At 73.6% G+C, this 22,082-nt stretch carries 23 protein-coding genes; 19 read left to right on the top strand and 4 right to left on the bottom strand.

Annotation, left to right across the window (positions count from 1 at the left end; genetic code table 11):
• Positions 1-2: 2 nt before the first annotated feature.
• The 14 genes from EV378_RS34105 to EV378_RS34040 all read left to right on the top strand — a co-directional run bounded on the left by EV378_RS34105 (position 3) and on the right by EV378_RS34040 (position 13,381).
• Positions 3-443 carry a phage tail protein gene (locus tag EV378_RS34105; protein WP_132432024.1) on the top strand — a complete coding sequence of 147 codons (441 nt, stop codon included), beginning with the start codon at positions 3-5 and terminating at the stop codon, positions 441-443.
• On the top strand, positions 440-889 hold the full coding sequence (locus EV378_RS34100) for a phage tail assembly protein (RefSeq protein WP_207908947.1): 450 nt from the start codon (positions 440-442) through the stop codon (positions 887-889). Before EV378_RS34105 ends, EV378_RS34100 begins: the two co-directional genes overlap by 4 nt.
• 64 nt (positions 890-953) lie before the next feature.
• On the top strand, positions 954-1,712 hold the full coding sequence (locus tag EV378_RS34095; protein WP_132432022.1) for an eCIS core domain-containing protein: 759 nt from the start codon (positions 954-956) through the stop codon (positions 1,710-1,712).
• A gap of 1 nt (position 1,713) precedes the next feature.
• Complete coding sequence (locus EV378_RS34090; protein ID WP_132432020.1) at positions 1,714-2,343, top strand: CIS tube protein; 630 nt, start codon at positions 1,714-1,716, stop codon at positions 2,341-2,343.
• Entirely contained in the window at positions 2,340-3,947 is a 1,608-nt protein-coding gene (locus EV378_RS34085) for a phage baseplate assembly protein V (protein WP_132432018.1), read from the top strand. Before EV378_RS34090 ends, EV378_RS34085 begins: the two co-directional genes overlap by 4 nt.
• 4 nt (positions 3,948-3,951) lie before the next feature.
• Positions 3,952-4,350 (top strand): hypothetical protein, encoded by a 399-nt coding sequence (locus tag EV378_RS34080; protein ID WP_132432016.1) that lies wholly within the window; start codon positions 3,952-3,954, stop codon positions 4,348-4,350.
• On the top strand, positions 4,350-4,757 hold the full coding sequence (locus EV378_RS34075; protein ID WP_132432014.1) for a GPW/gp25 family protein: 408 nt from the start codon (positions 4,350-4,352) through the stop codon (positions 4,755-4,757). Before EV378_RS34080 ends, EV378_RS34075 begins: the two co-directional genes overlap by 1 nt.
• A complete protein-coding gene (locus EV378_RS34070) occupies positions 4,754-6,913 on the top strand; it encodes a baseplate J/gp47 family protein (RefSeq protein ID WP_132432012.1) in 2,160 nt (719 codons plus the stop codon). The genes EV378_RS34075 and EV378_RS34070 overlap by 4 nt, the downstream gene beginning before the upstream one ends.
• Positions 6,910-8,568 carry a phage tail protein gene (locus EV378_RS34065; protein WP_165922616.1) on the top strand — a complete coding sequence of 553 codons (1,659 nt, stop codon included), beginning with the start codon at positions 6,910-6,912 and terminating at the stop codon, positions 8,566-8,568. The genes EV378_RS34070 and EV378_RS34065 overlap by 4 nt, the downstream gene beginning before the upstream one ends.
• A gap of 21 nt (positions 8,569-8,589) precedes the next feature.
• Positions 8,590-8,805 carry a hypothetical protein gene (locus EV378_RS34060; protein WP_132432008.1) on the top strand — a complete coding sequence of 72 codons (216 nt, stop codon included), beginning with the start codon at positions 8,590-8,592 and terminating at the stop codon, positions 8,803-8,805.
• Between the two features lie 30 nt (positions 8,806-8,835).
• Positions 8,836-10,620: a hypothetical protein gene (locus EV378_RS34055; RefSeq protein ID WP_132432006.1), complete on the top strand. Its 1,785-nt coding sequence runs from the start codon at positions 8,836-8,838 to the stop codon at positions 10,618-10,620.
• A complete protein-coding gene (locus EV378_RS34050) occupies positions 10,617-11,975 on the top strand; it encodes a hypothetical protein (RefSeq protein WP_132432004.1) in 1,359 nt (452 codons plus the stop codon). The genes EV378_RS34055 and EV378_RS34050 overlap by 4 nt, the downstream gene beginning before the upstream one ends.
• A 68-nt stretch (positions 11,976-12,043) precedes the next feature.
• Complete coding sequence (locus EV378_RS34045; protein ID WP_132432002.1) at positions 12,044-12,559, top strand: mycothiol transferase; 516 nt, start codon at positions 12,044-12,046, stop codon at positions 12,557-12,559.
• A gap of 3 nt (positions 12,560-12,562) precedes the next feature.
• Positions 12,563-13,381: an alpha/beta fold hydrolase gene (locus tag EV378_RS34040; RefSeq protein WP_132432000.1), complete on the top strand. Its 819-nt coding sequence runs from the start codon at positions 12,563-12,565 to the stop codon at positions 13,379-13,381.
• 66 nt (positions 13,382-13,447) lie between these two features.
• On the opposite strand, the gene EV378_RS34035 is transcribed toward EV378_RS34040, so the two are convergent.
• Positions 13,448-13,933, bottom strand: a complete 486-nt coding sequence (locus EV378_RS34035; RefSeq protein ID WP_132431998.1) for a cupin domain-containing protein — start codon at positions 13,931-13,933, stop codon at positions 13,448-13,450.
• Positions 13,934-14,060: 127 nt separating this feature from the next.
• Here EV378_RS34035 and EV378_RS34030 point away from each other — a divergent pair, with 127 nt between their 5' ends.
• Together EV378_RS34030 and EV378_RS34025 are read left to right on the top strand one after the other, a co-directional pair.
• Positions 14,061-14,567 carry a DUF6197 family protein gene (locus EV378_RS34030; RefSeq protein WP_132431996.1) on the top strand — a complete coding sequence of 169 codons (507 nt, stop codon included), beginning with the start codon at positions 14,061-14,063 and terminating at the stop codon, positions 14,565-14,567.
• 554 nt (positions 14,568-15,121) lie between these two features.
• On the top strand, positions 15,122-15,433 hold the full coding sequence (locus EV378_RS34025; RefSeq protein ID WP_132431994.1) for a hypothetical protein: 312 nt from the start codon (positions 15,122-15,124) through the stop codon (positions 15,431-15,433).
• 2 nt (positions 15,434-15,435) lie between these two features.
• Here the strand turns inward: EV378_RS34025 and EV378_RS34020 are convergent, their stop codons facing one another.
• Positions 15,436-17,235, bottom strand: a complete 1,800-nt coding sequence (locus tag EV378_RS34020; RefSeq protein WP_132431992.1) for an ABC transporter ATP-binding protein — start codon at positions 17,233-17,235, stop codon at positions 15,436-15,438.
• 119 nt (positions 17,236-17,354) lie between these two features.
• On the opposite strand from EV378_RS34020, the gene EV378_RS34015 reads away from it, so the two are divergent.
• The 3 genes from EV378_RS34015 (at position 17,355) to EV378_RS34005 (ending at position 19,872) form a co-directional block, all read left to right on the top strand.
• Positions 17,355-17,840: a MarR family winged helix-turn-helix transcriptional regulator gene (locus tag EV378_RS34015; protein WP_207908946.1), complete on the top strand. Its 486-nt coding sequence runs from the start codon at positions 17,355-17,357 to the stop codon at positions 17,838-17,840.
• Complete coding sequence (locus tag EV378_RS34010) at positions 17,837-18,913, top strand: class I SAM-dependent methyltransferase (protein WP_132431990.1); 1,077 nt, start codon at positions 17,837-17,839, stop codon at positions 18,911-18,913. The genes EV378_RS34015 and EV378_RS34010 overlap by 4 nt, the downstream gene beginning before the upstream one ends.
• A 131-nt stretch (positions 18,914-19,044) precedes the next feature.
• Entirely contained in the window at positions 19,045-19,872 is an 828-nt protein-coding gene (locus EV378_RS34005) for a class II aldolase/adducin family protein (RefSeq protein ID WP_132431988.1), read from the top strand.
• A gap of 92 nt (positions 19,873-19,964) precedes the next feature.
• Here the strand turns inward: EV378_RS34005 and EV378_RS34000 are convergent, their stop codons facing one another.
• On the bottom strand, positions 19,965-20,750 hold the full coding sequence (locus EV378_RS34000) for an enoyl-CoA hydratase/isomerase family protein (RefSeq protein WP_207908945.1): 786 nt from the start codon (positions 20,748-20,750) through the stop codon (positions 19,965-19,967).
• Between the two features lie 179 nt (positions 20,751-20,929).
• A complete protein-coding gene (locus EV378_RS33995; protein ID WP_165922615.1) occupies positions 20,930-21,988 on the bottom strand; it encodes an AraC family transcriptional regulator in 1,059 nt (352 codons plus the stop codon).
• Positions 21,989-22,082 lie beyond the last annotated feature (94 nt).

Genomic DNA, 22,082 nt, shown 5'->3' with positions numbered 1-22,082 from the left:
GCATGGCACAGACCGGGGAGCGCATCGACCCGTACCTCGCGTTCAACTTCCTGGTGGAGCTCGACGGCATCGCGCAGGCGAGCTTCCGCGAGTGCAGCGGGCTGTCGTCGACCACCGAGGTGATCGAGACGCGCGAGGGCGGCGACAACACGACGGTGCGCAAGCTGCCGGGCAAGACGACGTACTCGGACATCACGCTCAAGTGGGGTCTGACGGCATCCGACGAGCTGTGGCAGTGGCGCCGCGAGGTGACGCAGGGGGCGTTCACCCGCCGCAACGGCTCGGTCGTCGTGTTCGACCTGTCCAACCACCACGAGGTCGCGCGGTGGAACTTCGTCGCGGCGTGGCCGACCAAGTGGGACGGCCCCGCGTTCAACGCGACCGGCAACGAGATCGCCGTCGAGACCCTCGTGCTCGCGCACGAGGGCATCACGCGGGCATGAGCGGGATGCTCGTCGTCGAGCACGAGTTCACGCTGCCGCTCGGCTACGTCGACGCCGACGGCACGCTGCACCGCCGGGGCACGATGCGCCTGGCGACCGCGGCCGACGAGATCCTCCCGATGCGCGACCCGCGGGTGCAGGCCCTGCCCGCCTACCTGATCGTGATCCTGCTGTCCCGGGTGGTGCTGCGGCTCGGCACGCTCCCCGCGGTCAACCCCGGTGTGATCGAGGGCCTGTTCAGCGCCGACCTGAGCCACCTGCAGGAGCTCTACAACCGGATCAACGCGCTGACCCCGCGCACCGTCACCGCGACCTGCCCGTCCTGCCGCTCGGAGGTCGTCGCCGAGGTGCCGCCGCCGGGGGAATCGTCGGCTACCCCCGCGACCGGGTCTACCGGGAGGTCGCCGAGCTCGGACGCCGTGTCCACTGGACCCACCGCGAACTGATGGAGATGGACCACCGTGACCGCGGCGACTGGCTCGCCGCCGTGCTGGACAGCGAGGGCCGGTCGTGACGGCACCCGAGCCGGACGCCGCGCCGGACGTCGACACGCTCGGCACCCGGCTCGCGGCGAGCGCCCGCGAGCTGGTCGACCGGCGCACCCACCGTCCGGTGTGGACGGCGGGTGCGGCGCCGGTGCTGGCCCGCGCGGCGGAGCGCCCCGAGCCCGCCGACCGGTTCCGCCGCGTCGAGCAGCAGGCGGGCCTGCCCGCGCTGCCCGGCGATCCGGAGCCGGAGTGGAACCCGCTCGGCGCGACCGTCACCGACCGGCTGCCCCCGGGGCTGCGCGCGGCCGGGAACGCGATGCGGGTGCGGACGGCCGCTCCGGACGCGGTACCCGGCGCGGACGCGGTCACCTCCGGGGATCGCACCTCGTTCCGCGACGGCGCGTTCCGCCCGGACGAGCCCGCCGGGCTGGGCCTCGTCGCGCACGAGGCCGCGCACGTCGAGGCCGCCGGACGTCCCGGCGCTGCCTGGCGGCGTTCGACGGCGGCGGGGCGCGCGGACGAGGAACGGTGGGCCCGCACCGTCGAGCGGGAGGCGGTGCAGCGGATGCCCGTCGCGCCGCCGCCGCCCGCTCCGGCCGCGCCGGCACCGTCCGTCCCCGACGTCGGAGCCCCGCAGGCCCACCCGATGGCCGCCGCGACCGACCGGGACACCGTCGCACCGCCGCCGCCCCCGGTGGCCGCCGCCGGTGCCGCCCTGTCCGACGCCGCGTACCGCGAGCTGCTGCGACGCCTGCGCGTCGAGATCGAGCGGGGCGGGTGACATGGCCGCACTCGCGAAGGCGGTGTTGATCGACACCGGCTCCGGTGAGCACGTCCCGGTGATGTACAACCCGGAGGAGTACCGCCTGGAGCAGGGCAACGAGATCGCCGAGATCCCGATCCCCGGTCGCGCGACGCCGCCGGTGCAGTACGTGCGCGGCCGCTCCCGGACGTTGTCGATGGAGCTGTTCTTCGACACCTACGAGCGCGGCGGCACCGACCGCGACGTGCGCGGACCCGTCCGGCGGATCCTCGACCTGCTCGCGCAGCGGCCGTCGACGCACGCGCCGCCGGTGCTGCTGTTCGTGATGGGCTCGATGAGCTTCCGCTGCGTGCTCGTGCAGGCCGACCAGCGGTACACGATGTTCGCCGAGGACGGCACCCCGGTCCGCGCGGCCCTGTCGGTCCGCCTGCAGGAGTACGCGACGGCCGAGGTGACGGTCGAGCAGGGACTGTTCGTCGGACCGCCCGCGGTGCACACGCTGGCCGGCGGGGACACGCTCGCCGGTCTCGCCGCCACCTACCTCGGGGACCCGGCGCGGTGGCGCGAGCTGGCCACCGAGAACGGCATCGTCGACCCGATCGCGCTGCCGTCCGGCACCACGCTGCGGATCCCGGGGGTGACCCGGTGACCGACCGGTTCGCCCCGCGGGCGGTGGTACGTGTGGCCGGCACGCTGCTGGCCGCGGACGTCTCGGCCCGCCTGCTGTCGGTGCGCTACGACAACAACACCGACCTGGCCGACATGGTCACGCTCGTGCTCGACGACAGCGACCACCGTTTCGTCGACGGCTCCCTGTTCGACATCGGTCACCGGCTCGAGCTGAGCATGGGATACGGGTCCGCGCTGCAGGAGATGATGCGGGGCCGGATCGCGTCGATCGCGCCGTCGTTCCCGGCGGGCGGCGCCGCGACGCTGACCGTCACCGCCTACGACCTGTCCCAGCGGCTGCGCCACGACACCGTGACCCGTCCGCCGTGGCAGGGCGTGAACGACGCGGTGATCGCCGCCCGGATCGCGGGCGAGGCCGGGCTGGTCCCGGTGGTGGACCCGTCGCGGTTCGACCACGAGCGCAAGCTGCCGCACGAGGGCACCGACTGGGAGTTCCTGCAGCGCCGTGCCCGCGCCAACCACTTCGACCTGTTCGTGCGCGGCGAGGAGCTGCACTTCCACCATCCGCGCCCGCAGACCGAGGCCCGGGTGCTGGAGTGGGGCGCGACGCTGGCGGGTTTCACCCCGCGGCTGTCCGCGGCGGCCCAGGCCGGCACGCAGGTCGTACGAGGCTTCGACGACGGGTTGGGCCGCGCGGTCGTCGGCGTCGCCTCCGCCGCCGACCTCGGTCTGGAACAGCTGGCCGAGAAGCTCGGCGACACGGTCGTCGAGTCGCTCGTCGGGGCCGGCCTGCGGATCGCCCGCGGCGAGGCCGTGACGTCACCGCTGGACGCCGCGACGCTCGCCCGCTCCCTGCTCGAGGAGATCTCGGAGGGACTCTACGAGGGATCCGGCGAGACCGTCGGAGATCCGGGGCTGCGGGCCGGGGACCAGGTCGAGATCCGCGGCGTCGGGAAGCGGTTCAGCGGACGCTACCGGCTGCGCCAGGTCACCCACACCTACGACGGCGGCGGCTACCGGACGTCGTTCGAGGTCAGCCAACGATGGGGCACGAGCCTGACGCAGCTGCTGCGGTCGTCCACGTCGGACACGGCCGCGCCGGGGCAGGCGCCGACGCACGCCGGCGTCGTCGTCGGCGTCGTGGTCGCGGTCGACCCGGAGAGCCACCGGGTGGAGGTGGAGCTGCCGGGGCGCTCCGAGGAGGACCGCACCGACCCGGTGCCGTGCGTGGCGCTGGGCGCGGGCCCCGGCCGCGGGGTCGAGTTCCTGCCGTCGGTGAACGACCAGGTGCTCGTCGCGTTCCTGGACGGGCGGCTCGCGACCCCGGTGGTGCTCGGGTCGCTGTGGACGGAGGCCGAACCACCGTCCGGGACGGCGGACGTCCGCCGGATCCGCACGACGGCACACACCGTGACGCTCGACGACACCGAGGGGAAGGAACAGGTCGTGATCAGCGACAAGGGGGGAAGCACGGTGACCATGAGCCACGACGGGACGGTCACCGTCCGGGCGAGGCACGGACTCGTCCTCGACGCGGGCGACGGGGACGCCGCCATCACCGCCCGGAACGTGACGGTCACCGTCGCCGCCGACGGGCACATGGACGTCGACCGGAAGGCGTGACGGCGTGGATCCGCAGAACGTGCTGACGACGGCCGGCACCGTGCTGTGCGGGCACGGCGCGCCACCGCCTGCCGCTCCGGTCACCGGCCGGGTCGCGCTCGGGGACGGCGCCGGGATGCTCCGGGTCCGGCTACCGGGCGTGACCGGCACCGCGGCCACGGCGCACCCGGTCCTGGTCACCGACGACGTGGTGCCGCGCGTGGTGGACGGCTGCCCGCGCAAGGACGTGTCGCCGCCGACCCCCTGCCTGACCGTGCAGTCCGTGACCCCCGGCAGCACCTCGGCCGTGCTGCGGGCAGGCGGCGCGCCGGTCCTGCTGGCCGGCCTGGACGGCGTCACCGAGGGACAGCCGACGCTGTCGCTGCAGGTGACGGCAGGCCAGAGTGTCCTGCGGGCCGTGTGATGACGACCGACCCGATCGCCGGCGACCTGCACGGACGCGGCCTGGCGTTCCCGCTGCGGCTCGGGCCCACCGGCGCGCTGGCCGAGTCCGCGGGCGTCGAGCGGATCGAGGAGTCGATCCGGATGATCCTCGGCACCCGGCCGGGCGAGCGGGTGATGCGCCCGACGTTCGGGTGCGAGCTCGGGAGCCTCGCGTTCGCGCCGAACGACCCGACCACGGCGCACCTGGCCCGCCACCACGTCGAGACGGCGCTGCGGACGTGGGAGCCGCGGATCGAGGTCGTCCGCGTCGACGCGGCGCCCGACCAGGTCGATCCCGCCGTGCTCCTGGTCGTCGTGCTCTACCGGATCACCGGCGAGACCGTCCCGCGACGCCTCGACGTCCCGTTCACCCTGGAGCATCCGTGACCGCACCGACGCCGGGGCGGGGTCGCATCCCGGTCCCCGACCTCGACGACCGCACGTGGGCCCAGCTCGTCGACGACGTCCGCGCCCTGATCCCGAAGTACGCACCACAGTGGACCGACCACGGGCCGTCGGACCTCGGGATGACGCTCGTCGAGCTGTTCGCGTGGCTGGTGGAAGGCCTGACGTTCAAGCTGAACCAGGTCCCGGAGAAGAACTACGCGGCGTTCCTCGACCTGCTCGGCATCACCCGTCGTCCGGCGACCCCGGCCCGGACGCTGCTGCGGTTCGTCCCCTCCCCCGGCACGGGCGCGGACACCGTCGCGTCCGGGACGCGGGCCGCGACCCGGCCCAGCGGCTCCGAGGCGCAGATCGTGTTCGAGACCGACACCGACCTCGCCCTGGCCCGCCGGTCCCCGGACGCCGCCGCGTTCGTCGCCGACCTCGACGGCGCCCGCACCCCGCACGACCTGACCACCGCGCTGCTGGCCCCGCTGGCTCCGGCGGGCACGACGGTCGTCGTGCCCCCTGGCACCGTCGGCCTCCTCTGCCTCGGCCTCGCGCAGCCACCGACCGGCGCGTTCGACGTCCACGTCGAGCTGGACGATCCGTTGCCCGCCGGGGCGCAGCCGCAGGTGACGTGGCTGCACTCGGCCGCCGTCGCGCCCGCGGACTGGCCGGCGTTCGTCGCCGCGGCCGACGCGACCGGCGGCCTCCGCCGGTCGGGCGCCGCCCGGCTCACCCCCACCGCCGGCTGGACGCCGCAGAAGCCCGGCGACTGGCAGCTCGGCACCGAACCCGGCGGCACCGACCCGGTGGACCGGGCCACCGCACGGTTCTGGATCGGCGTCCGGATCGCGCACGCGCCGCCGTCGACCGGCGCGTCCGAGCCGGCGACGGTGCGGATCCGGCTGGCCGGGACGGACACCGTCGCCGCCACCAGCGCGCTCACCGTGCGCGTCCCGGAGACGCTGGGGCGCAGCGACGGCACGCCGTTCCAGATGTTCGAGCTGCGCAACCGGCCGGTCCACGGACCCGGCACCGTCGTGAAGGTCGACGGGACGGAGTGGACGCGCCGCGACGAGTTCCCGACCGGGCCCGGAACCTGGTACCGCCTCGACCCGGTCACCGGAGAGGTCCGGTTCGGCGACCACGTCGACCTCGGGACCGGCCCGTCCACCGGCCTCGAGCAGCATCACGGGACGGTCCCCCCGGCCGGCGCGGCGATCACCGCCCACTACCGGTACGTGGAGACGGCGGCCGCCGCGAACGTCGCCCCCGGCACCGTCGTCACCCTGCAGACGCCACCCCCGGGCGTCGTCGCGGTGACCAACCCGGTCGGCGGGCGGGGCGGTACCGACGAGGAGCCGGTGGAGGACGCCAAGGCCAGGGCGCCCGAGCTGCTGCGCAACCGCAACCGGGCGGTCACGGTCGACGACTACGAGTACCTCACCGCCCAGGTCCCCGGCGTGACCGCGGTCCGTTGCCTGCCGCCCCGGACCCTCAGCGAGACGGAGGCCACGGCAGAAGGGGGCGTCGTCGGCCCGATCGGGACGCCGTGGACGTTCGCCGGTCTGAGCCGCGCACCGGGCACCGTGCACGTGCTCGTCACCCCGGACGCGTCGCTCGACGAGCCGCGGCCCACCCCGTCGATCGCCCTCGTGCACGATGTGCGGGCCGAGCTGGACGGCCGCCTCGACCTGGCCGCCAACCTCGTCGTGACCGGTCCCTGCTACCTGCCGATCCGCATCCGGATCGCGGCCCGCGTGTTCCAGCGCGCGCTCGACGAACGCCGCGTCGACAGCGCCGACACCGTCTACGCCGAGATCGAACGGCGGGCCGGGGAGTTCCTGCATCCGGTCCACGGTGGACCGGACGGCGACGGATGGCCCGCCGGACGGTCCGTGTTCGCCAGCGACGTGTACGCGGCGGTGCGCCCGCCGGTGGAGATCGGGTACGTGGCCTCCCTGGTCCTCGGCGCCGAGGTCCCGCTGTACCACCCGACGGGCGTCACCTTCGACCGGAAGCTGCACCGTCCGGTCCCGTTCAACGACGAGCTGCCCACGCCGGACACCGAGTTCGGCCCGGTCGTCCGGGTCGCCGAGTACGAGCAGGTGTGCCTGCACGAGGCGCTCGTCGTCAACAAGGCGGTGGAATGACCGCGCCCGGGTACGAGCGGTTCCTCCCGCCGGTCGTCCGCGCCAGGGCCGACGCGGCCGGCATCGACCTGGACGGCCTCCTGCAGGCGTTCCGGGAGGCCCTCACCGGGCCGTCCGCTCCCGACGCCGCCCGCCCGGCGCCCGGCGAGCGGATCGACCGTCTGGACCGGTTGTTCGACCCGTGGTCCACCGACCCGGAGCTGCTGGACTGGCTGGCCGGCTGGGTGTCCTTCGCCGTACCGCCGGCATGGGACGACAACTACCAGCGACGACGCGCGGTGGCCGAGATCGCCGGAGTGCACGCGCACCGCGGCCGCCGCGAGGGAATGGCCCGCTACCTCGACCTGCACGCCGTGGCGGCGGTACGGCCCCGCGTCGCGATCGACGACGGTGCCCGGATCCTGTTCGCCCGCCCGCGCCCGGACGTCGCCGTCGAGGTGCACGCGCTCCTGTCGTCGGGACCGCTGCTGGAGAGGGCGGCCGGCGCGACCCGGGTGGTGCTGGACGGGCTGGTGCAACCGACCTGCGTCACCCTCACCCCGGAGCTCGACCTGCTGCTCGCCGACCTCGGCGGCCCCGCAGGCGCGACGCAGGTGCCTCCCGGGCTGTGGCGGGTCGACCGCACCGGCCGGGTCGAGCACGCGGGCGCCCCGCCGCTCCCCCGCCGGCTCGGACCCGTCGACTGGGCGCCGCCCAGGGACCCGTCGGACCCGCCCGACCCGGGCGACGTCCCCGCCCCGCACGCGCCGGTCGGGGTCGCGGTCGTCGCCGGTCCGACGGTCTACCTGCTGGACGCCGACCCGGAGGCCGCGACGCCGGGGCGCCTGCTCCGGCTGACCGGTGAGCGGCTCGACGTGGTCGACGAGGTGGCCCGGTGGGACCAGCTCGGTCTCGTCCGGCCGGTGGCGATGGTCGCCCTCGCCGAGGGGGACCTCGTCGTCCTCGACGCACCGGACGGCGACGCCGCACTCGTCGAGATCGACCCGTCGGCGATCCCCGCGGGCGGCACCCCGCCGGGCCGCCACACGCTCGCCGGGCTGGAGGGCGCGGTGTCCCTGCTCGCCCTCGGCGACGGCTCCCTGGTCGTCGGCGCGCTCGGGGGCGACGGCGGACCGGCCGAGCTCGTGCGGGTGTCCCGGCCGTCGTGGACGGCGACCCGGCTTCTGTCCGGAGTGGACGGTGAGCGGAACCCGATCGTCGCGCCCACCGCCGTCGTCGAGGAGGACTCCGCACGGCTGCTGGTCCTCGACGTCGGGCTGAGGCCCCTCGCGGCCGAGAAGGACAACCCGTTCCTGCGCGACGTGGCCCGCCCCGCCCTCGTGCACCGCGTCGACCTGAGCACGTCACCGCCGACGGTGTCGACGGCGTGCCGCCCCGGACGTCTGGTCCATCCGACCGGGATGGTCCTGCACGACGGGACGCTCTACCTCTGCGATCCCGGCGAGCCGGAGATCACGAGCTGGCCGCGTCGGCCGTGGCGCACGACCGACGCCGAGTTCGGCGTGCTCGTGCACTTCGCCGTCGGACCCGCGCTGTCCCGGCCACCGACCGCCGAGCAGGTGGAGATGCAGAAGGCGATCCGGGCCGGCATCGAACGGATCGTGGCCGACCAGCAACCCGCCAGAGCCCTGCCGTCGGTGACGACGGCGGTCTGAACCGAGGACGAGGAGACAGCGATGGACGACGTCGAGCAGTGGGTCCGGGACCGGCGCGAGGTGCTGGTCCGCGAGCGGGAGATCGGCGAGACCAGGCTGCGGGAACTGGAGCGCGAGGTCGCGGTCCTGCAGCGCTCGCTGGTGGAGGTCGGCGGCGCGGTGCGGGTGCTCGACGAGCTGCTGACCCGGATCGACGCGCCGGAACCCGCGTCCGGCGACGCGTTGCGGGTCGGCTGAACCCGCCCGAGAACCGGACGAGGAGCCCTCATGGCCGACATCGTCGGACTCAAGCGCACGGCGTACGCCACCGCCTCGGGCCAGCCGCAGACCGGGACGGTCGGGCGAGCGGAGGCGAACGTCGACTGGTCGAATTACGTCGCGCCGTTGGAGCAGGTGCACAACCGCCTGCACGGGTCCGGTGTCTGCCAGGGCCTCGAGGTGACGGCCACCCGCGACACCGCGAGCGTGCGGGTGCTGCCCGGGGTCGCGGTCTCGCCGTCGGGACGGCACATCTGGCTCGCGGTGGGCGCGCCGGCACGCGTGGGCACCACGAGCGTCACCGTCCCGGACAGCGGCGGCGTCCGCGTCCCGACGTCGGGTGACGGCGAGCGCCTGGTTGTCCTGACCTGGAACGAGCGCATCACGACCGGCAACCAGGTCGAGCACTGCCCGATCCTGACCGTGGAGAACGCGACCGTCGCGCCGGGACCGAACGCCGTCGTCCTCGCGTCGGTCACGCTCACCGCGGGCTCGGTGACGGCGCTGACCGCCGGGGGCCGGTCCGGGCCGCGGCCGGTCACCGGGGGTCTGACCGTGCGAAGGTCGTGGTCACGTGACGAGGCGGGAGCACTGTCCGTCCATGACGCCGGGAGCGGGGAGATCGCCCCGTCCCGCAACGGCACCGGACTGGCGCTCACCTCGCCCGGCGGCATCGTCGAGATTCCCGGAATGGTCCTGATGGGCCGGGTCGACGGGTCGTCCACCGCGGAGGGGGAGCTGCTGGGGGGTGTCGGGTTCGCCGGCATGGGCGTTCAGCACGGTCAGCTGTCGTTCCGCGCGAGGTTCGGCTTCGAGCTCGTCGACCGGTCCCCGACATGGCCGGGGCTCGACTACGACAGGGACACCGTCGAGTACGCCGACCTGACGCTGCGCAACGCGGACGTGCGCGGCGCACTCGGTGTGTCCGGCGCGCACGCCGTCGGCGGCCACCAGACCATCGGCGGTGGCCAGACCGTCGGGGGCGGGCAGACCGTGAACGGCGACGCGACCGTGAACGGCAACGTCACGGTGACCGGCGGCCAGATCGTGGCCGGACACCACCGGGCAGGTGGCCAGACCGTCGACGGGAGCCAGACCGTGGGCGGGGACTCGTCGGTCGGCGGGACCGTCCAGGCGGGCGCAGCGGTGCGCAGTCCGTCGTTCGTGGCGGGCACCGATGTCCGGGTCGGATCGCCCGGCGGACCGCTGGGCGGCACCGGGACCGTCCAGGTCGCCGGAAACGTCGCGATCTCCTCGCCCCGGAAGGGAGACGTCGGCAACGGTTTCGCCAGCTGGAGCGGCGGCGGGCTGTCCACTCACGACGTCTTCGTCCGCGGCGCCCTCTACGCCGGCGGCGACCCGCAGAACCCTCTCGTCGAGATCTACGCGAACGGCACCGTCAGCGCGTCGGTCAAGAACTTCCGGATCCCGCACCCGCAGGATCCGGCGCGCGTGCTCGTGCACGGCTGCGTCGAGGGTCCCGAGAACACGGTGACCTACCGGGGCCGGGCTCGCCTCGCCCGCGGACGTGCCCGGATCACGCTGCCGGCCTACTTCGAGGCGCTGACCCGGCCAGAGGACCGGACCGTGCAGGTCACGCCCGTGCTGGCGGACGGCTCCGCGGTCTCGCCGCTCGGCGCCACGGAGGTCTCCGGTGGCGCGTTCGACGTCCGCACCCTCGACGGCGGCACCGGCGACGGCGAGTTCTGCTGGCAGGTCACGGCCGTACGCGCGGACGTCGACCCGCTCGTCGCGGAACCGGAGCCGGAGCGCGCCGAGGCGGCCGTCGGGTGACCGGTCCGGCCCCGCGCACGGATCGCGCCGAGCCTGCCGAGCTCGCGACGGCAGCGCCGACGACGGTCCCGCTCCCGGCCGCCGGCGCTCCCGAGTGGTGGCAGTCGACCGCGGGCAACCGTGCGACGGCGCTGTGGGCGAGCACGATGATGCTGCCCCCGAGGTCGGCCGGTCGCGCCCCCGAGCCCGCCGCGCCGGCACCGGTGGCGGAGCGGGACGCCGACCCCGGGGTCCTCGACACGATCGGCGGCGCACTCCAGGGCGAGTTCCGGGAGGACCCGACCGTCCCGATGATCCTGATCGACACCGCCGTGTCGCTGATCCCGGGGGTCGACCAGGTCGCCGACGTCCGCGACGTGGCCGCGCACCTCCACTATATGATCAACAACGGCGAGTACCGGAAACCGATGCGCTGGGTCGGGCTGTCCTTCTCGCTGGTCGGCGCCGTGCCGGAGGTCGGGACCGTCGTGAAGGGCATCTCCAAGCTCGCGATCAGGCAGGGACGCCGCCGCGCGGGCGAGCTCGTCGAGCTCGCCCGCCGTGTTCTGCCCGGTGGCGACGACCTCGGACGTCTGCTCGCCTGGTGGAGCGCCCACTGGTCGAGCTGGGTCGCGTACGGCCAGGTGCTCTGGGCGAAGGTTCTCGGGCAGGTCCGGACGACGCTGGAGCGGATCCCGCAGCTCGCCGGCCGGTGGAAGACGCGCCTGCTCGGCGAGCTCGCCGAGATCGAGCGCCGGAGCGTCGACGCGCTGAACGGAGCCTTCTCCGACCTGTACGCGAAGGCCGACGAGATGGTCCGCCAGTTCCTGGGCGTGTTCGGCGTGGACGCCGAGAAGGTGGCCGAGGGTCTCGGGATGCGGCCCGCCCTCGCCACCTCGGGGGCCGGAGGTACCGCGGCGGTCCGGCGGGCCGATCCCGCCGCTCCGCGCACGACGATGATGATGAGCGGCCCCACCGGCAAGAGCGGGACGAACGCGGCAGACCCGAAGGCGTATTCGACCGGCATCCACGGTGACCCGGCGCCCGGTCTCCACCGACACGAGCCCTTCCACAACAAGTACCTCGAAGTGAAGAAGCTCATCGTCGGACGACTGAAAGACGCTGTCTCCCGGGAGAATCCAGTGATCCGACTGCCCGACAAGGTGCACACCATGGTCACCCGGTTCCAGCACTACCTGGGTCTCTTCGACGAGAAGGCGCTCGCCACGATGTCGGTCGACGAGGTCCTCTCGCTCAACCGCCACGCGATGGAGAGTGCCGCAGCGATGCTGCAGATACCCGAGTTCTCGCGCAAGGTGATCGACGAGGTGATGCTGCTGTCCGAGAAGTACGCCCGCAAACTGTTCCCGGAGTAGCCACCGCACCGACGCGGCGGGACAACTAGGGTTCGAGCCGGTTCTCGATCACCGAGGAAGGGACGACCATGGCGAACGCCGCCGCCGTCATCGCCGACGCGTTCGGCAGGATCCGCGAGGACGTGACCTCGGCCGTCGAAGGCCTCGACGACGAGACGCTGGCCCGGCGCCCCGACCTCGGCGACGGTCCGGGCAACTCGATCGCCTGGACGATCTGGCACGGGACCCGCGTGCAGGACGACCACCTGGCCGAGGCGTTCGGGACCGAGCAGGTCTGGACGTCGCAGGGCTGGTCGGAGCGGTTCGGGCTCCCGTTCGACGACGGCGCCACCGGCTACGGCCAGAGCTCCGACGAGGTCGGGCAGGTCCGGGTGAGCGGGGACCTGCTGATCGCCTACCACGACGCCGTCACCGAGCGGACCCACCAGCTGCTCGACGGCCTGACCGACGACGACCTCGAACGGATCCTGCCCGGGACCTGGGGCGACGGGATCTCGCTGGCCGTGCGGCTCGTCAGCGTGGTCGGCGACGACATGCAGCACATCGGGCAGGCCGCGTACCTGCGCGGACTGTTCGGGAAGTGACGCATGGACACCGTCACCGAGGACGGCGTCACGCTGCACTGGGAGTCGACGGGCGACGGTGACCCGATCCTGTTCGTGCACGAGTTCGGTGGCGACCACCGCTCGTGGGCGCCGCAGGTCGAGCACTTCTCCCGCACGCATCGCTGCCTGACCTACGACGCCCGCGGCTACCCACCGTCCGGTGTCCCGGACGACCCGGAGGCGTACTCGCAGGAGCGTGCCGTCTCCGACGCGATCGCCGTGCTGGACGCCGCCGGGGAGACGGCCGCCCACGTCGTCGGGAACTCGATGGGTGGGTTCGCGACGCTGCACCTGGGTCTGCGCCACCCGCAGCGGGCGCGCTCGCTCGTCGTCGCGGGCTGCGGGTACGGCGCCATGCCCGAGGACGACGCCGCGTTCCGCACCGAGTCCCGCGCGCTCGCCGGGCGCTACCGCAACGAGGGCGCCGAGGCCGTCGCCGCCGACTACGGGTCGAGCCCGGGCCGGTTGTTCCTGCGGGACAAGTACCCGGACGCCTACGCCGAACACCTGCGGATTCTCGCCGAGCACGACGCGACCGGTGCGGGGCTGACCATGCTCGGCGTGCAGGCGTCGCGGCCGTCGCTCTACGAGCTGACCGACGAGCTGTCCGCGATGCGGGTGCCGACGCTGATCGTGGCGGGCGACCACGACGGATCCGTCCCGGACGTCGGGCTGATGCTGCTCCGCACGCTCCCGGACGCGGGCCTCGCCGTGCTCCCCCGCTCCGGGCACCTCACGAACCTGGAGGAGCCGGAGCTGTTCGCGGCACTCGTCGAACGGTTCCACGCCCGCGTGCGTTGACCGGGACCGCGACCGGGAGTCCGGGCGGCTACGCCAACACCGCGTGGGCCAGGGTCGATCTCACGGTCACACCCAGTACGTGTCGTGCCGGAACATGAACTCGTCGCGGCCCTCGGCCTCCATCCGCTCGCGGCGGGCCGCGTCGGCGAGCACCTCGAAGTACTCCTCCCGCGGTGCTCCCGGCGCGAAATGCAGCAGCATCGACGCCGGTTCGCCGGACTCGTTGCGGAAGCCGTGGATGCCGCCGGGCGGCACGTGCACGAAGTCACCGGGACCGCACTCGACCCAGCCGCGGCCGTCGTGGATCCGGACCACGCCGGTGAGCACGTAGAACGACTCGGAGATCGACCGGTGGAAGTGCGGCGCGGGCCCGGCCGGCTCCGGCCCCATCATCCAGCGGTAGAGGCCGTACAGCCCGCCGGTGCTCTCGCCGGTGGCGAGGTAGTGGGCGGTCGGGAGTTCCGGTTCCCGGTCCGCGGGGACGCGGACCGCGGAGGGCTCCCCGCTGTCACCGTGGTAGAGGTCGGGCGGGTACGGGCGCGCGAGGCTCATGGCGGCCGATCCTGCCGTCGCCTGCGCCGTCACGGGGAACGTGGTGTGCGAACCGGTGCTCCGGCGACGACAATGTGGGTGCGGTCGCGCGGCCTCCGAGCCGCGGGAGCTTCGAGGGAGCCCAGCTATGGCGTACACGACGATCCCCACGTCCGACCCGTTCGTCCCGTCGCCGGTCGTCCCCGCGCCGGCGACGACCCCGTCGGAGGAGGAACGCACGCTCGCGATCCTGGAGGCGGCCCGGGCGATTCTCGAACGCGGGTGGCTGCAGGACGGGTGGTACCGCACCGGGCCCCGGCCGCTGCGTCAACGTCTGTTCGGCCCGACGCCGGGACCGGACGGGATCGACTCGGCCTGTCTCGTGGCGGCCGTCGCGGTCGCCGGGCACGGTGGCGGGGCGTTCACCCACATCGACCGCGATTCCGGGCCGGCCGTGGACCGGGTATGGGAGTCGCTGCAGGAGATGAAGCGGGGACACCACGACGCACCGGAGGGTGCGGTCGCGCCGATCGTGCGCCGGGCGCGGATGCGTGAGCTGGTCCGGTGGAACGACACACCGGGCCGCACGCGGTCCGAGGTGCTCGGTGTCATGGATCGTGCGATCAGCCGGACGATCCTGGCGCAGATGCGCTGACGCGGCGGTCAGCCCTCGTCGCGCTCCTCGGCTCCGGTCTCGTCGTCGACAGGGTCGACAGGGTCGACAGGTGGACCACACGTCGTCCGGACAGATGTCGGGGCCCGGTTCGGCCACCCCCGAAGCAGTCGAACCGGGCCCCTGGCGAGGCGGGGTGGACGGCTCCCCAGCGTCCGGGCCCACCTGGATTGGTCTACGGTACGTCGCGTTGGCGATGGGGTCCCCGCATCGCACTCGACGAAACCCGGATCCGGCAATCATCACCCGGAGTGCGCAGTAACAGCGCGAAGACTGTCGCGTAGCGGCCCACCGGATCACCCGATCCGGTGACGCCAGGCCGGACAGGTAGTCACACGGTCGGGTGCTCCGGGTCGTCGCCGACGCCCCGGGACCGGACGACGGCCACCGCGCGAGGTCCCAGGCCGCACTCCCGGATCAGGCGGTCGGGTTCACGGCAGGGAGCGCAGTCGTCGATCCCGGGGTGGACCCGGAGTCATGGCGACCGCTCGGCGAACCACGGTTGCGCCCGCTCGGATCGGCGGGACGATCCGTACGTGCTCTACATAGGACCGGTGGAGGTCCCCGGCGGGGACGACCACGAGGGCTACGTCAGCGGGGTGGCCCCGGACGGCGGGCGGTCCGACATCTGGACCGACGCCCGTCGCCTGCCGGAACCGACGATGTACGCGCCGGCCTGCGAGTGCGGCTGGCACGGCACGGCCGTCCACCCGTCCGGTCCGGACGGTTACCGGGCGGCCCAGCGGTCCTGGATCGACGAGCACTTCGCGCTGCTCGCGGAGGTGCTGCCGGTGGTGGACCGGCTCGGCAGGCCGTTGCGTCCGGACTCGGACTTCCTGACCGGCTGACCTCACGCCGCCGTCAGCGCGGCGTACCGGCCCTCCGCGGCGACGAGCGCGTCGTGCGTGCCGGACTCGGCGACCCGCCCGTGGTCGAGCACCACGATCCGGTCGGCATGGCGCACCGTGGACAGGCGGTGCGCGATCGTGATCGTCGTGCGGCCGACGGCGAGCTCGTCGAACGCGGCCTGCACGGCCCGCTCCGTCTCGGTGTCCAGCGCGCTGGTGGCCTCGTCGAGCACCAGCACCCTGGGGTCGCGCAGCAGTGTCCGCGCGATCGCGATCCGCTGCTTCTCGCCGCCGGAGAACCGGTGGCCCCGGGATCCGACCATCGTGTCGTAGCCGTCCGGCAGGGACTCGATGAGGTCGTGGATCTGCGCGGCCCGCGCGGCCTCGACGATCTCGGCGTCGGTCGCGTCCGGGTTGGCGTGACGCAGGTTCTCCCGCACGGTCGCGTGCAGCAGGTACGTCTCCTGGCTGACCACGCCGACGATCCGGGTGAGGTCGGCCGAGGCGATGTCACGCACGTCGACGCCGTCGATCGTGACGCGTCCCGCGGTCGGGTCCTGCAGGCGTGCGACGAGCCCGGCCAGCGTCGACTTGCCGGAGCCGGTCTCGCCGACGACCGCGAGCGTCGTACCCGACGCGACGTCCAGGTCGATGCCCGCGAGAGCCGCCGTGTCCGCGCCCGGGTAGGCGAACGTGACGTCCTCGAGGCGCACGTGCCCGTCGACCCGTGCGGGGTCGATCGCGACCGGGTGCTCCGGCTCGGCGACATCCACCGGCAGGTCCAGGTACTCGAAGATCCGCGCGAACAGGGCGAGCGACGACACGATCTGCACGCCGAGCGAGAGCAGGCTCATCACCGGGCGGAACAGCCCGGCCTGCAGCGCGGTGAACGCGACCAGCGTGCCGATCGACAGCGACACGAACGGCATTCCGGCGGACAGGTAGATCACGGCCGGGACGGCGGCGAACACGACCTGCGTGACGGCCATCGTCCAGCGCCCGGCGAGCTGCGACCGCAGCTCCAGCCCGACCAACCGGTGCGACGACGCGTCGAACCGGCGGATCAGCTCCGGCCCGCTGCCGAGCGTCTTGGACAGCGACGCGCCACTGATCGACAGGCTCTCCTCGACGGTCACGTTCAGGTCGGCCAGCTCGCGCTGCTGCTCGGTGGTGATCGCCCGGCGGGTCCGCGCCACCCGTCGCGTCAGGAAGATCGCAGGCGGCATCACGACGAGCGAGACGAGCGTGAGCGGCCAGGACAGCGCCAGCATCGCGACCAGGGTCGCGATCGTGGTGGTGACGTTCGACGCGATCGACGTCGCCGTCGAGGTGACCACGGACTGCATGCCGCCGATGTCGTTCGTGATCCGGGACTGCACCTCGCCGGTGCGGGTCCGGGTGAAGAACGCCAGCGACTGGCGCTGCAGGTGCGCGAACACGGACGTGCGCAGCCCGTGCATGACCTCCTGACCGATCCGGGTGGATATCCAGGTCTGGGCGACGCCGAGCGCGGCCGTGACCGCCGCGACGGCGACCATGCCGGCGGCGAGCCAGGCCAACAGGACGACGTCGCGCTGCGGGAGCGCGACGTCGATGACCTCGCGCAACAGGAACGGGGACGCCATGCCGACGACGGCCGCCGCGGAGATCGCGGCGATGACGACGGCGAGCGAGCGCCGGTGGGGACGGAACAGCGCGCCGATCCGGCGCAGGGAGACGTCACGGGCCTGGGACTTCTCTTCGCTCGTGGCGGAGCGGGAGCCGCGGCGCCCGGACGGGGGCGTGACCTGTCGGGGATCCAAGTGGGACTCCGTTCGGTGAGGGTCGTGGGTTCGGGAGCGTCAGTAGGGTCGTGAGGGAGGCATTCAGTGAGGTTGCCTCAGTATGAGGCTACAACAGCACTTCTTGCTAGGCTGTTCCCGTGGCCGATCCCGAGTCCCCGACCGAGCTGGTCGACGCGTTCTGGTCGGTCGCCCGGCGGCTGCGGCACGTCTCGGCCGAGGCGCTCGCCCGGTGGGAGCTGTCGCCGTCGCAGGCCAGGGCCCTGTCGGTGCTCGCCCGGCACGGCGAGATGCGCCCCGGGGAGCTGGCCAGGCACCTGCGGATCGCGCCGCGGTCGGCGACCGAGGTCGTCGACGATCTGGCGGACCGCGGTCTGTGCGAACGCGTGCCGGACCCGCACGACCGCCGCGCGACGCTCCTGCGGCTCACCGACCACGGCGTGCGGGCCGCCGAGGGCGTGCGGGCGTCGCGCGGTGAGCAGGCGGATGCGCTGTTCGGGCACCTCTCCTCCGTCGACCGCGCCGAGCTCACCCGGCTGCTCGGATCGCTGCGCGCTCATGTCGAGGACGACGCGCACCGCGACCTCCCGGACGCGCCGCCCGATGGGGCACGATCCTCGACATGACCGACACGGACGCGGCGCCCGTCGACCGGAAGAAGGTGCGCGCGTTCGCCCGCCACCTGTTCGGCGTCTACACCCACGGGGCGCTGAGCTACATGATCGACATCGGGCACCGGACCGGCCTGTTCACCGCTGCGTCCGAGGGGCCGGCGACCTCGTCAGAGCTCGCGGCCCGCGCCGGGTGCGACGAGCGCTACGTGCGGGAATGGTTGGGCGCCATGGTCACCGCGGAGATCATGACGTTCTCCGCCGACGACGATCGGTACGCGCTCCCGCCGGAGCACGCCGCGGCGCTCACCGGCGGCGGGTCGAAGAACATGGGCCCGATGGCGGCGATGGTCACGCTGATGGGCCGCAACCTCGACGGCGTGGAGCGCGCGTTCCGCGAGGGCGGCGGCGTCCCGTACCCGGCGTTCGCGCCGGAGTTCACCGGCGTGATGGACGAGCTGAACCGCCGTCCGCTCGACGAGCTGCTCGTCGACGCGTGGCTGCCGCTGGTGCCCGGGTTCGCCGAGGCGTTGACGTCCGGCATCCGCGTCGCCGACGTCGGGTGCGGCACCGGGCACGCGCTCGCGCTGCTGGCGGCGGCGTTCCCGGCGTCGACGTTCGTCGGCTACGACCTGTCCGAGGACGCTCTCCGGGCCGCCCGCGCCGAGACCGCGGAGCTCGACAACGTGACGTTCGAGGTCGCCGACGCGGCGGCGTTCTCCCCGGCGTCGCCGTTCGACGCCGTCGTCGCGATCGACGCCGTGCACGACCAGGCCGATCCGGCCGGCATGCTCCGCTCGATCCACGACGCGCTCGTGCCCGGCGGCCGGTTCGTGATGGTCGACATGGCCGCGCACTCCGGAGTCGCGGACAACGTGGGCAACCCGTTCGCGCCGTGGATCTACGCGATCTCCACGCTGCACTGCATGACCGTGTCGCTGGCCGCGGGCGGTGCCGGGCTCGGAGCCGCGTGGGGCCAGGAGACGGCGAGGGCGATGCTCGCCGACGCGGGCTTCGGCGACGTCGAGACGCACCCGGCGCCGGGCCAGGCGTTGAACCTGATCTACGTCACGTCACGGCCGGGGTGAGCGGCGCCCGCCGGCGCCCGATGATCAGCGCGTCGGTCCGGATCGCGGCGGAGTCCCGCGCCGATCCGGACGCGTCCGCCGATCAGCCGCCAGGGGTTGACGCCGCCGGGAACGCGGCGCAGCGTCGAGGCATGGCCGCACCGACCGCCCCGCGCCCCGACTCCGCCGACACGATGTCCGAGTTCGAGCCGACGCAGGAGGGAATCGCGCTCCCCCGTCCGCCCGAGTTCGCCACGTCCGCCGAGGAGCGGCTGCACCGCAAGCAGCAGCTGGCCGGGGCGTTCCGGATCTTCGGGCGGTTCGGGTTCGGCGAGGGCGTCGCCGGGCACATCACCGTCCGCGACCCGGAGGACGAGCACCTGTTCTGGGTGAACCCGTTCGGCATGTCGTTCCGGCACATCCGGGTGTCCGACCTGATCGCCGTCGACCACGACGGCGTCGTCCGGCACGGGAACAAGCCGGTCAACCGCGCCGGTTTCGTGATCCACTCCGAGGTGCACAAGGCCCGCCCGGACGTCGTCGCCGCGTGTCACGCGCACTCGGTGCACGGGAAGTCCTGGTCGTCGCTGGGGCGCACGCTGGACCCGATCACGCAGGACGCGTGCGCGCTGTACGGCAACCACGTCGTCGTCTCCGAGGGTGCGGGCGCCGTCGTGGTCGACCAGGAGGCCGGTCGCCTGCTGGCGAAGGGCCTTGGCGAGGCGAAGATGGCGTTCCACCAGAACCACGGGATCTTCACCGTCGGCGACACCGTCGCCGAGGCGGCATGGTGGTTCATCTCCACCGAGCGCAACTGCCAGGCGCAGCTGATGGCCGAGGCGGCCGGCACGCCGACGCTGATCAACCCGGAGAACGCCGAGTTCACCCGCAGGCAGACCGGCAACGCGTTCGCCGGCTGGTTCGCGTTCCAGCCGCTCTGGGACGAGGTCGTGCGGACGGACCCGGACCTGTTCGACTGACGGTCCGACCTGGTCGACATGGCGCTGACGGCTGTTCGACCACGTCTCGGACAGCCCTCACTGCCAGGTCAACGGAGGTTGATCCCTCCGGCTCAGGTCACCCGCCAGGTACCGGTGTAGTCCGGGTCCCGCCGGTCGACGAACGCGCGGAGGCCCTCCGGGGCGTCCGTCGCGAAGTTGATCGTCTGCGTCCGGGCCTCGGCCTCCAGCGCCTCGCGCATCGACGACTGCACGCCGGAGTTCAGCAACGCCTTCGTCTGCGCCAGTGCGACCGGCGGGCCGGACGCGAGCCGGGCCGCCAGGGCCGCGACGTGGTCGGCCAGCTCCTCCTCTCCCACGATCTCGGTGACCAGCCCGAGCGCGAGCGCCTCGTCGGCGCCGAGGATGTCCGCGAGCAGCGCGATCCGCTTCGCCTGCTGCAGCCCGACGACGCGCGGCAGCAGCCACGAGCCGCCGAAGTCCAGTGACAGCCCGCGCCGGGCGAAGATCTGCGAGAACCGGGCGCCCGGGGTGGCGACGACGAGGTCGCACCCCAGCGCCAGGTTCCAGCCGGCCCCGACCGCGATGCCGTCCACCGCGGCCACCGTCGGCTGCGGCAGCTCGTGCAGCAGCAGCGCGATGTCGTTGACCCGACGCATGCCGCGCAACGGGTGCTCGTCCGGCACGCCGCCGGACAGATCAGCACCCGCACAGAACGCCCCGCCCGCACCGGTGACCACCACGGCCCGCACCGACGCGTCGTCGGTGATCGCGGCCAGGGCCTCGGCGAGCGCGTCCCACAGTGCCCGGTCGACGGCGTTGCGCCGGTGCGGGCGGTTCAGCGTCAGCGTGCGGACGCCGCCGTCGTCGCTGCTCAGCAGCACTGGTTCGTCGGCCACGGCGATCACCCTCCCACCGCAGCTGCAGGCCGTACAGCTCGCCGCGACTCCGCTCCGGTCCGCCGAGACACGCCGCTCGACGAGCGTCGCGAGATCGAGTGGTGGGTTCGGGCGGTAACGGTCGCCGCAACGCGCCACTCGACGCAGGCGGGGCGATCGGGCGGCGTGTTCGGGGGCGGTCACCTCGCCGCGGCGCCGCGCCGCAACGCGCGCGGGGACTCGCCGAACCAGCGGCGCGACGCCCGGGTCAGCGCCGACTGCTCGGCCAGCCCGACCATCGCCGTCACCTGGGTGAACGGCAGATCGGTACGGGTGATCAAGCGGTGCGCGGCCTCGCGCCGGACCTCGTCGAGCACGGACTCGAACGTCGTGCCCTCGGACGCCAGGTGACGCTGCAGCGTCCTCGGGTGCATCCGCAGCAGTCGCGCGACCGACCCGATCCGGGCCGGCCCGGTGCCGAGCGACCGGGCCAGCGCCGTCCGCACGCGGTCGGTGACCGTGCGGCCGGGCCGGTCGAAGTGCGTCTCGAGGTAGTCGACGGCGATCGCCCGGACCGTCTCGTCGCCACCCTCGCGCGGGCGGCTGGCCAGATCGGCGGGCACGCGCAGGACGGCGGCCGGCCGCTCGAAGCGGACGTCGGTCCCGAAGAACTCGCGGTAGCGCTGCTCGGCGGCCAGCGGCGGGTGCGGCAGGTGCACCGACCGCAGCCCGTACGGACCGCCCGCGAGCAGCGTGATGATCCGGTGGAACACCCCGATGCCGAGGTCGACGCTCTGCGCGGGCGGTGGCCCGGCACCCGGCTCGTCCCCGCGGCCGTCGTAGAGCAGTCCCATCACGCCGTGCGCGGACTCCGGGTCGTCGATGCGGGCGACGCGCAGCGCGGGGCTGTGCACGAACAGGTAGCGCCCGGCGCCCTCCAGGGCCTCCCCCAGCGTCGGCGAGTTCTCCAGCACGACGGCGAGCGGCCCGAGGATGTCCAGGCCCTGCCTCTCGGCGAGGCGCAGCCCCAGGTCCGGGCAGTCGAGTGTCGCGGCGGCGGCCTCCAGGATGCGGGCTGCGGTGGCGGCGCGGATCAACACGTCGCCGTCCGGGCCGTCGCCGGCGGTACCGTCGTCCGGCGGGTCGACGGCGTCCACCGGCACCCGGAACCGGCCGAGCAGCGCGGCACCGTCACCCCCGAGCGCGTCCACCAGCGGGGTGAGCCCCCGTAGCGCCGCGGCTCGGATCATGGAGACCATGTCGTGCGAGGATAAGTATGTGTCGCCTCAGGTCAAGTTACGACGCTCGGTGGCGGCGACACTGATCGTGCACGCACCGATCGTCGAAGGAGAC

Origin of the sequence: Pseudonocardia endophytica (assembly GCF_004339565.1) — a bacterium.
GTDB lineage: Bacteria > Actinomycetota > Actinomycetes > Mycobacteriales > Pseudonocardiaceae > Pseudonocardia > Pseudonocardia endophytica.
The sequence above is the reverse complement of the archived record's forward strand: the minus strand, read 5'-3'. Positions and strand labels throughout refer to the sequence as shown.

Coding starts and splice junctions, on each gene's coding strand:
- EV378_RS33995 (WP_165922615.1), bottom strand. CDS start 21,988: ATGGTCTCCATGATCCGAGCCGCGGCGCTACGGGGGCTCACCCCGCTG.
- EV378_RS34060 (WP_132432008.1), top strand. CDS start 8,590: ATGGACGACGTCGAGCAGTGGGTCCGGGACCGGCGCGAGGTGCTGGTC.
- EV378_RS34100 (WP_207908947.1), top strand. CDS start 440: ATGAGCGGGATGCTCGTCGTCGAGCACGAGTTCACGCTGCCGCTCGGC.
- EV378_RS34065 (WP_165922616.1), top strand. CDS start 6,910: ATGACCGCGCCCGGGTACGAGCGGTTCCTCCCGCCGGTCGTCCGCGCC.
- EV378_RS34040 (WP_132432000.1), top strand. CDS start 12,563: ATGGACACCGTCACCGAGGACGGCGTCACGCTGCACTGGGAGTCGACG.
- EV378_RS34035 (WP_132431998.1), bottom strand. CDS start 13,933: ATGAGCCTCGCGCGCCCGTACCCGCCCGACCTCTACCACGGTGACAGC.
- EV378_RS34105 (WP_132432024.1), top strand. CDS start 3: ATGGCACAGACCGGGGAGCGCATCGACCCGTACCTCGCGTTCAACTTC.
- EV378_RS34090 (WP_132432020.1), top strand. CDS start 1,714: ATGGCCGCACTCGCGAAGGCGGTGTTGATCGACACCGGCTCCGGTGAG.
- EV378_RS34075 (WP_132432014.1), top strand. CDS start 4,350: ATGACGACCGACCCGATCGCCGGCGACCTGCACGGACGCGGCCTGGCG.
- EV378_RS34030 (WP_132431996.1), top strand. CDS start 14,061: ATGGCGTACACGACGATCCCCACGTCCGACCCGTTCGTCCCGTCGCCG.
- EV378_RS34055 (WP_132432006.1), top strand. CDS start 8,836: ATGGCCGACATCGTCGGACTCAAGCGCACGGCGTACGCCACCGCCTCG.
- EV378_RS34010 (WP_132431990.1), top strand. CDS start 17,837: ATGACCGACACGGACGCGGCGCCCGTCGACCGGAAGAAGGTGCGCGCG.
- EV378_RS34045 (WP_132432002.1), top strand. CDS start 12,044: ATGGCGAACGCCGCCGCCGTCATCGCCGACGCGTTCGGCAGGATCCGC.
- EV378_RS34005 (WP_132431988.1), top strand. CDS start 19,045: ATGGCCGCACCGACCGCCCCGCGCCCCGACTCCGCCGACACGATGTCC.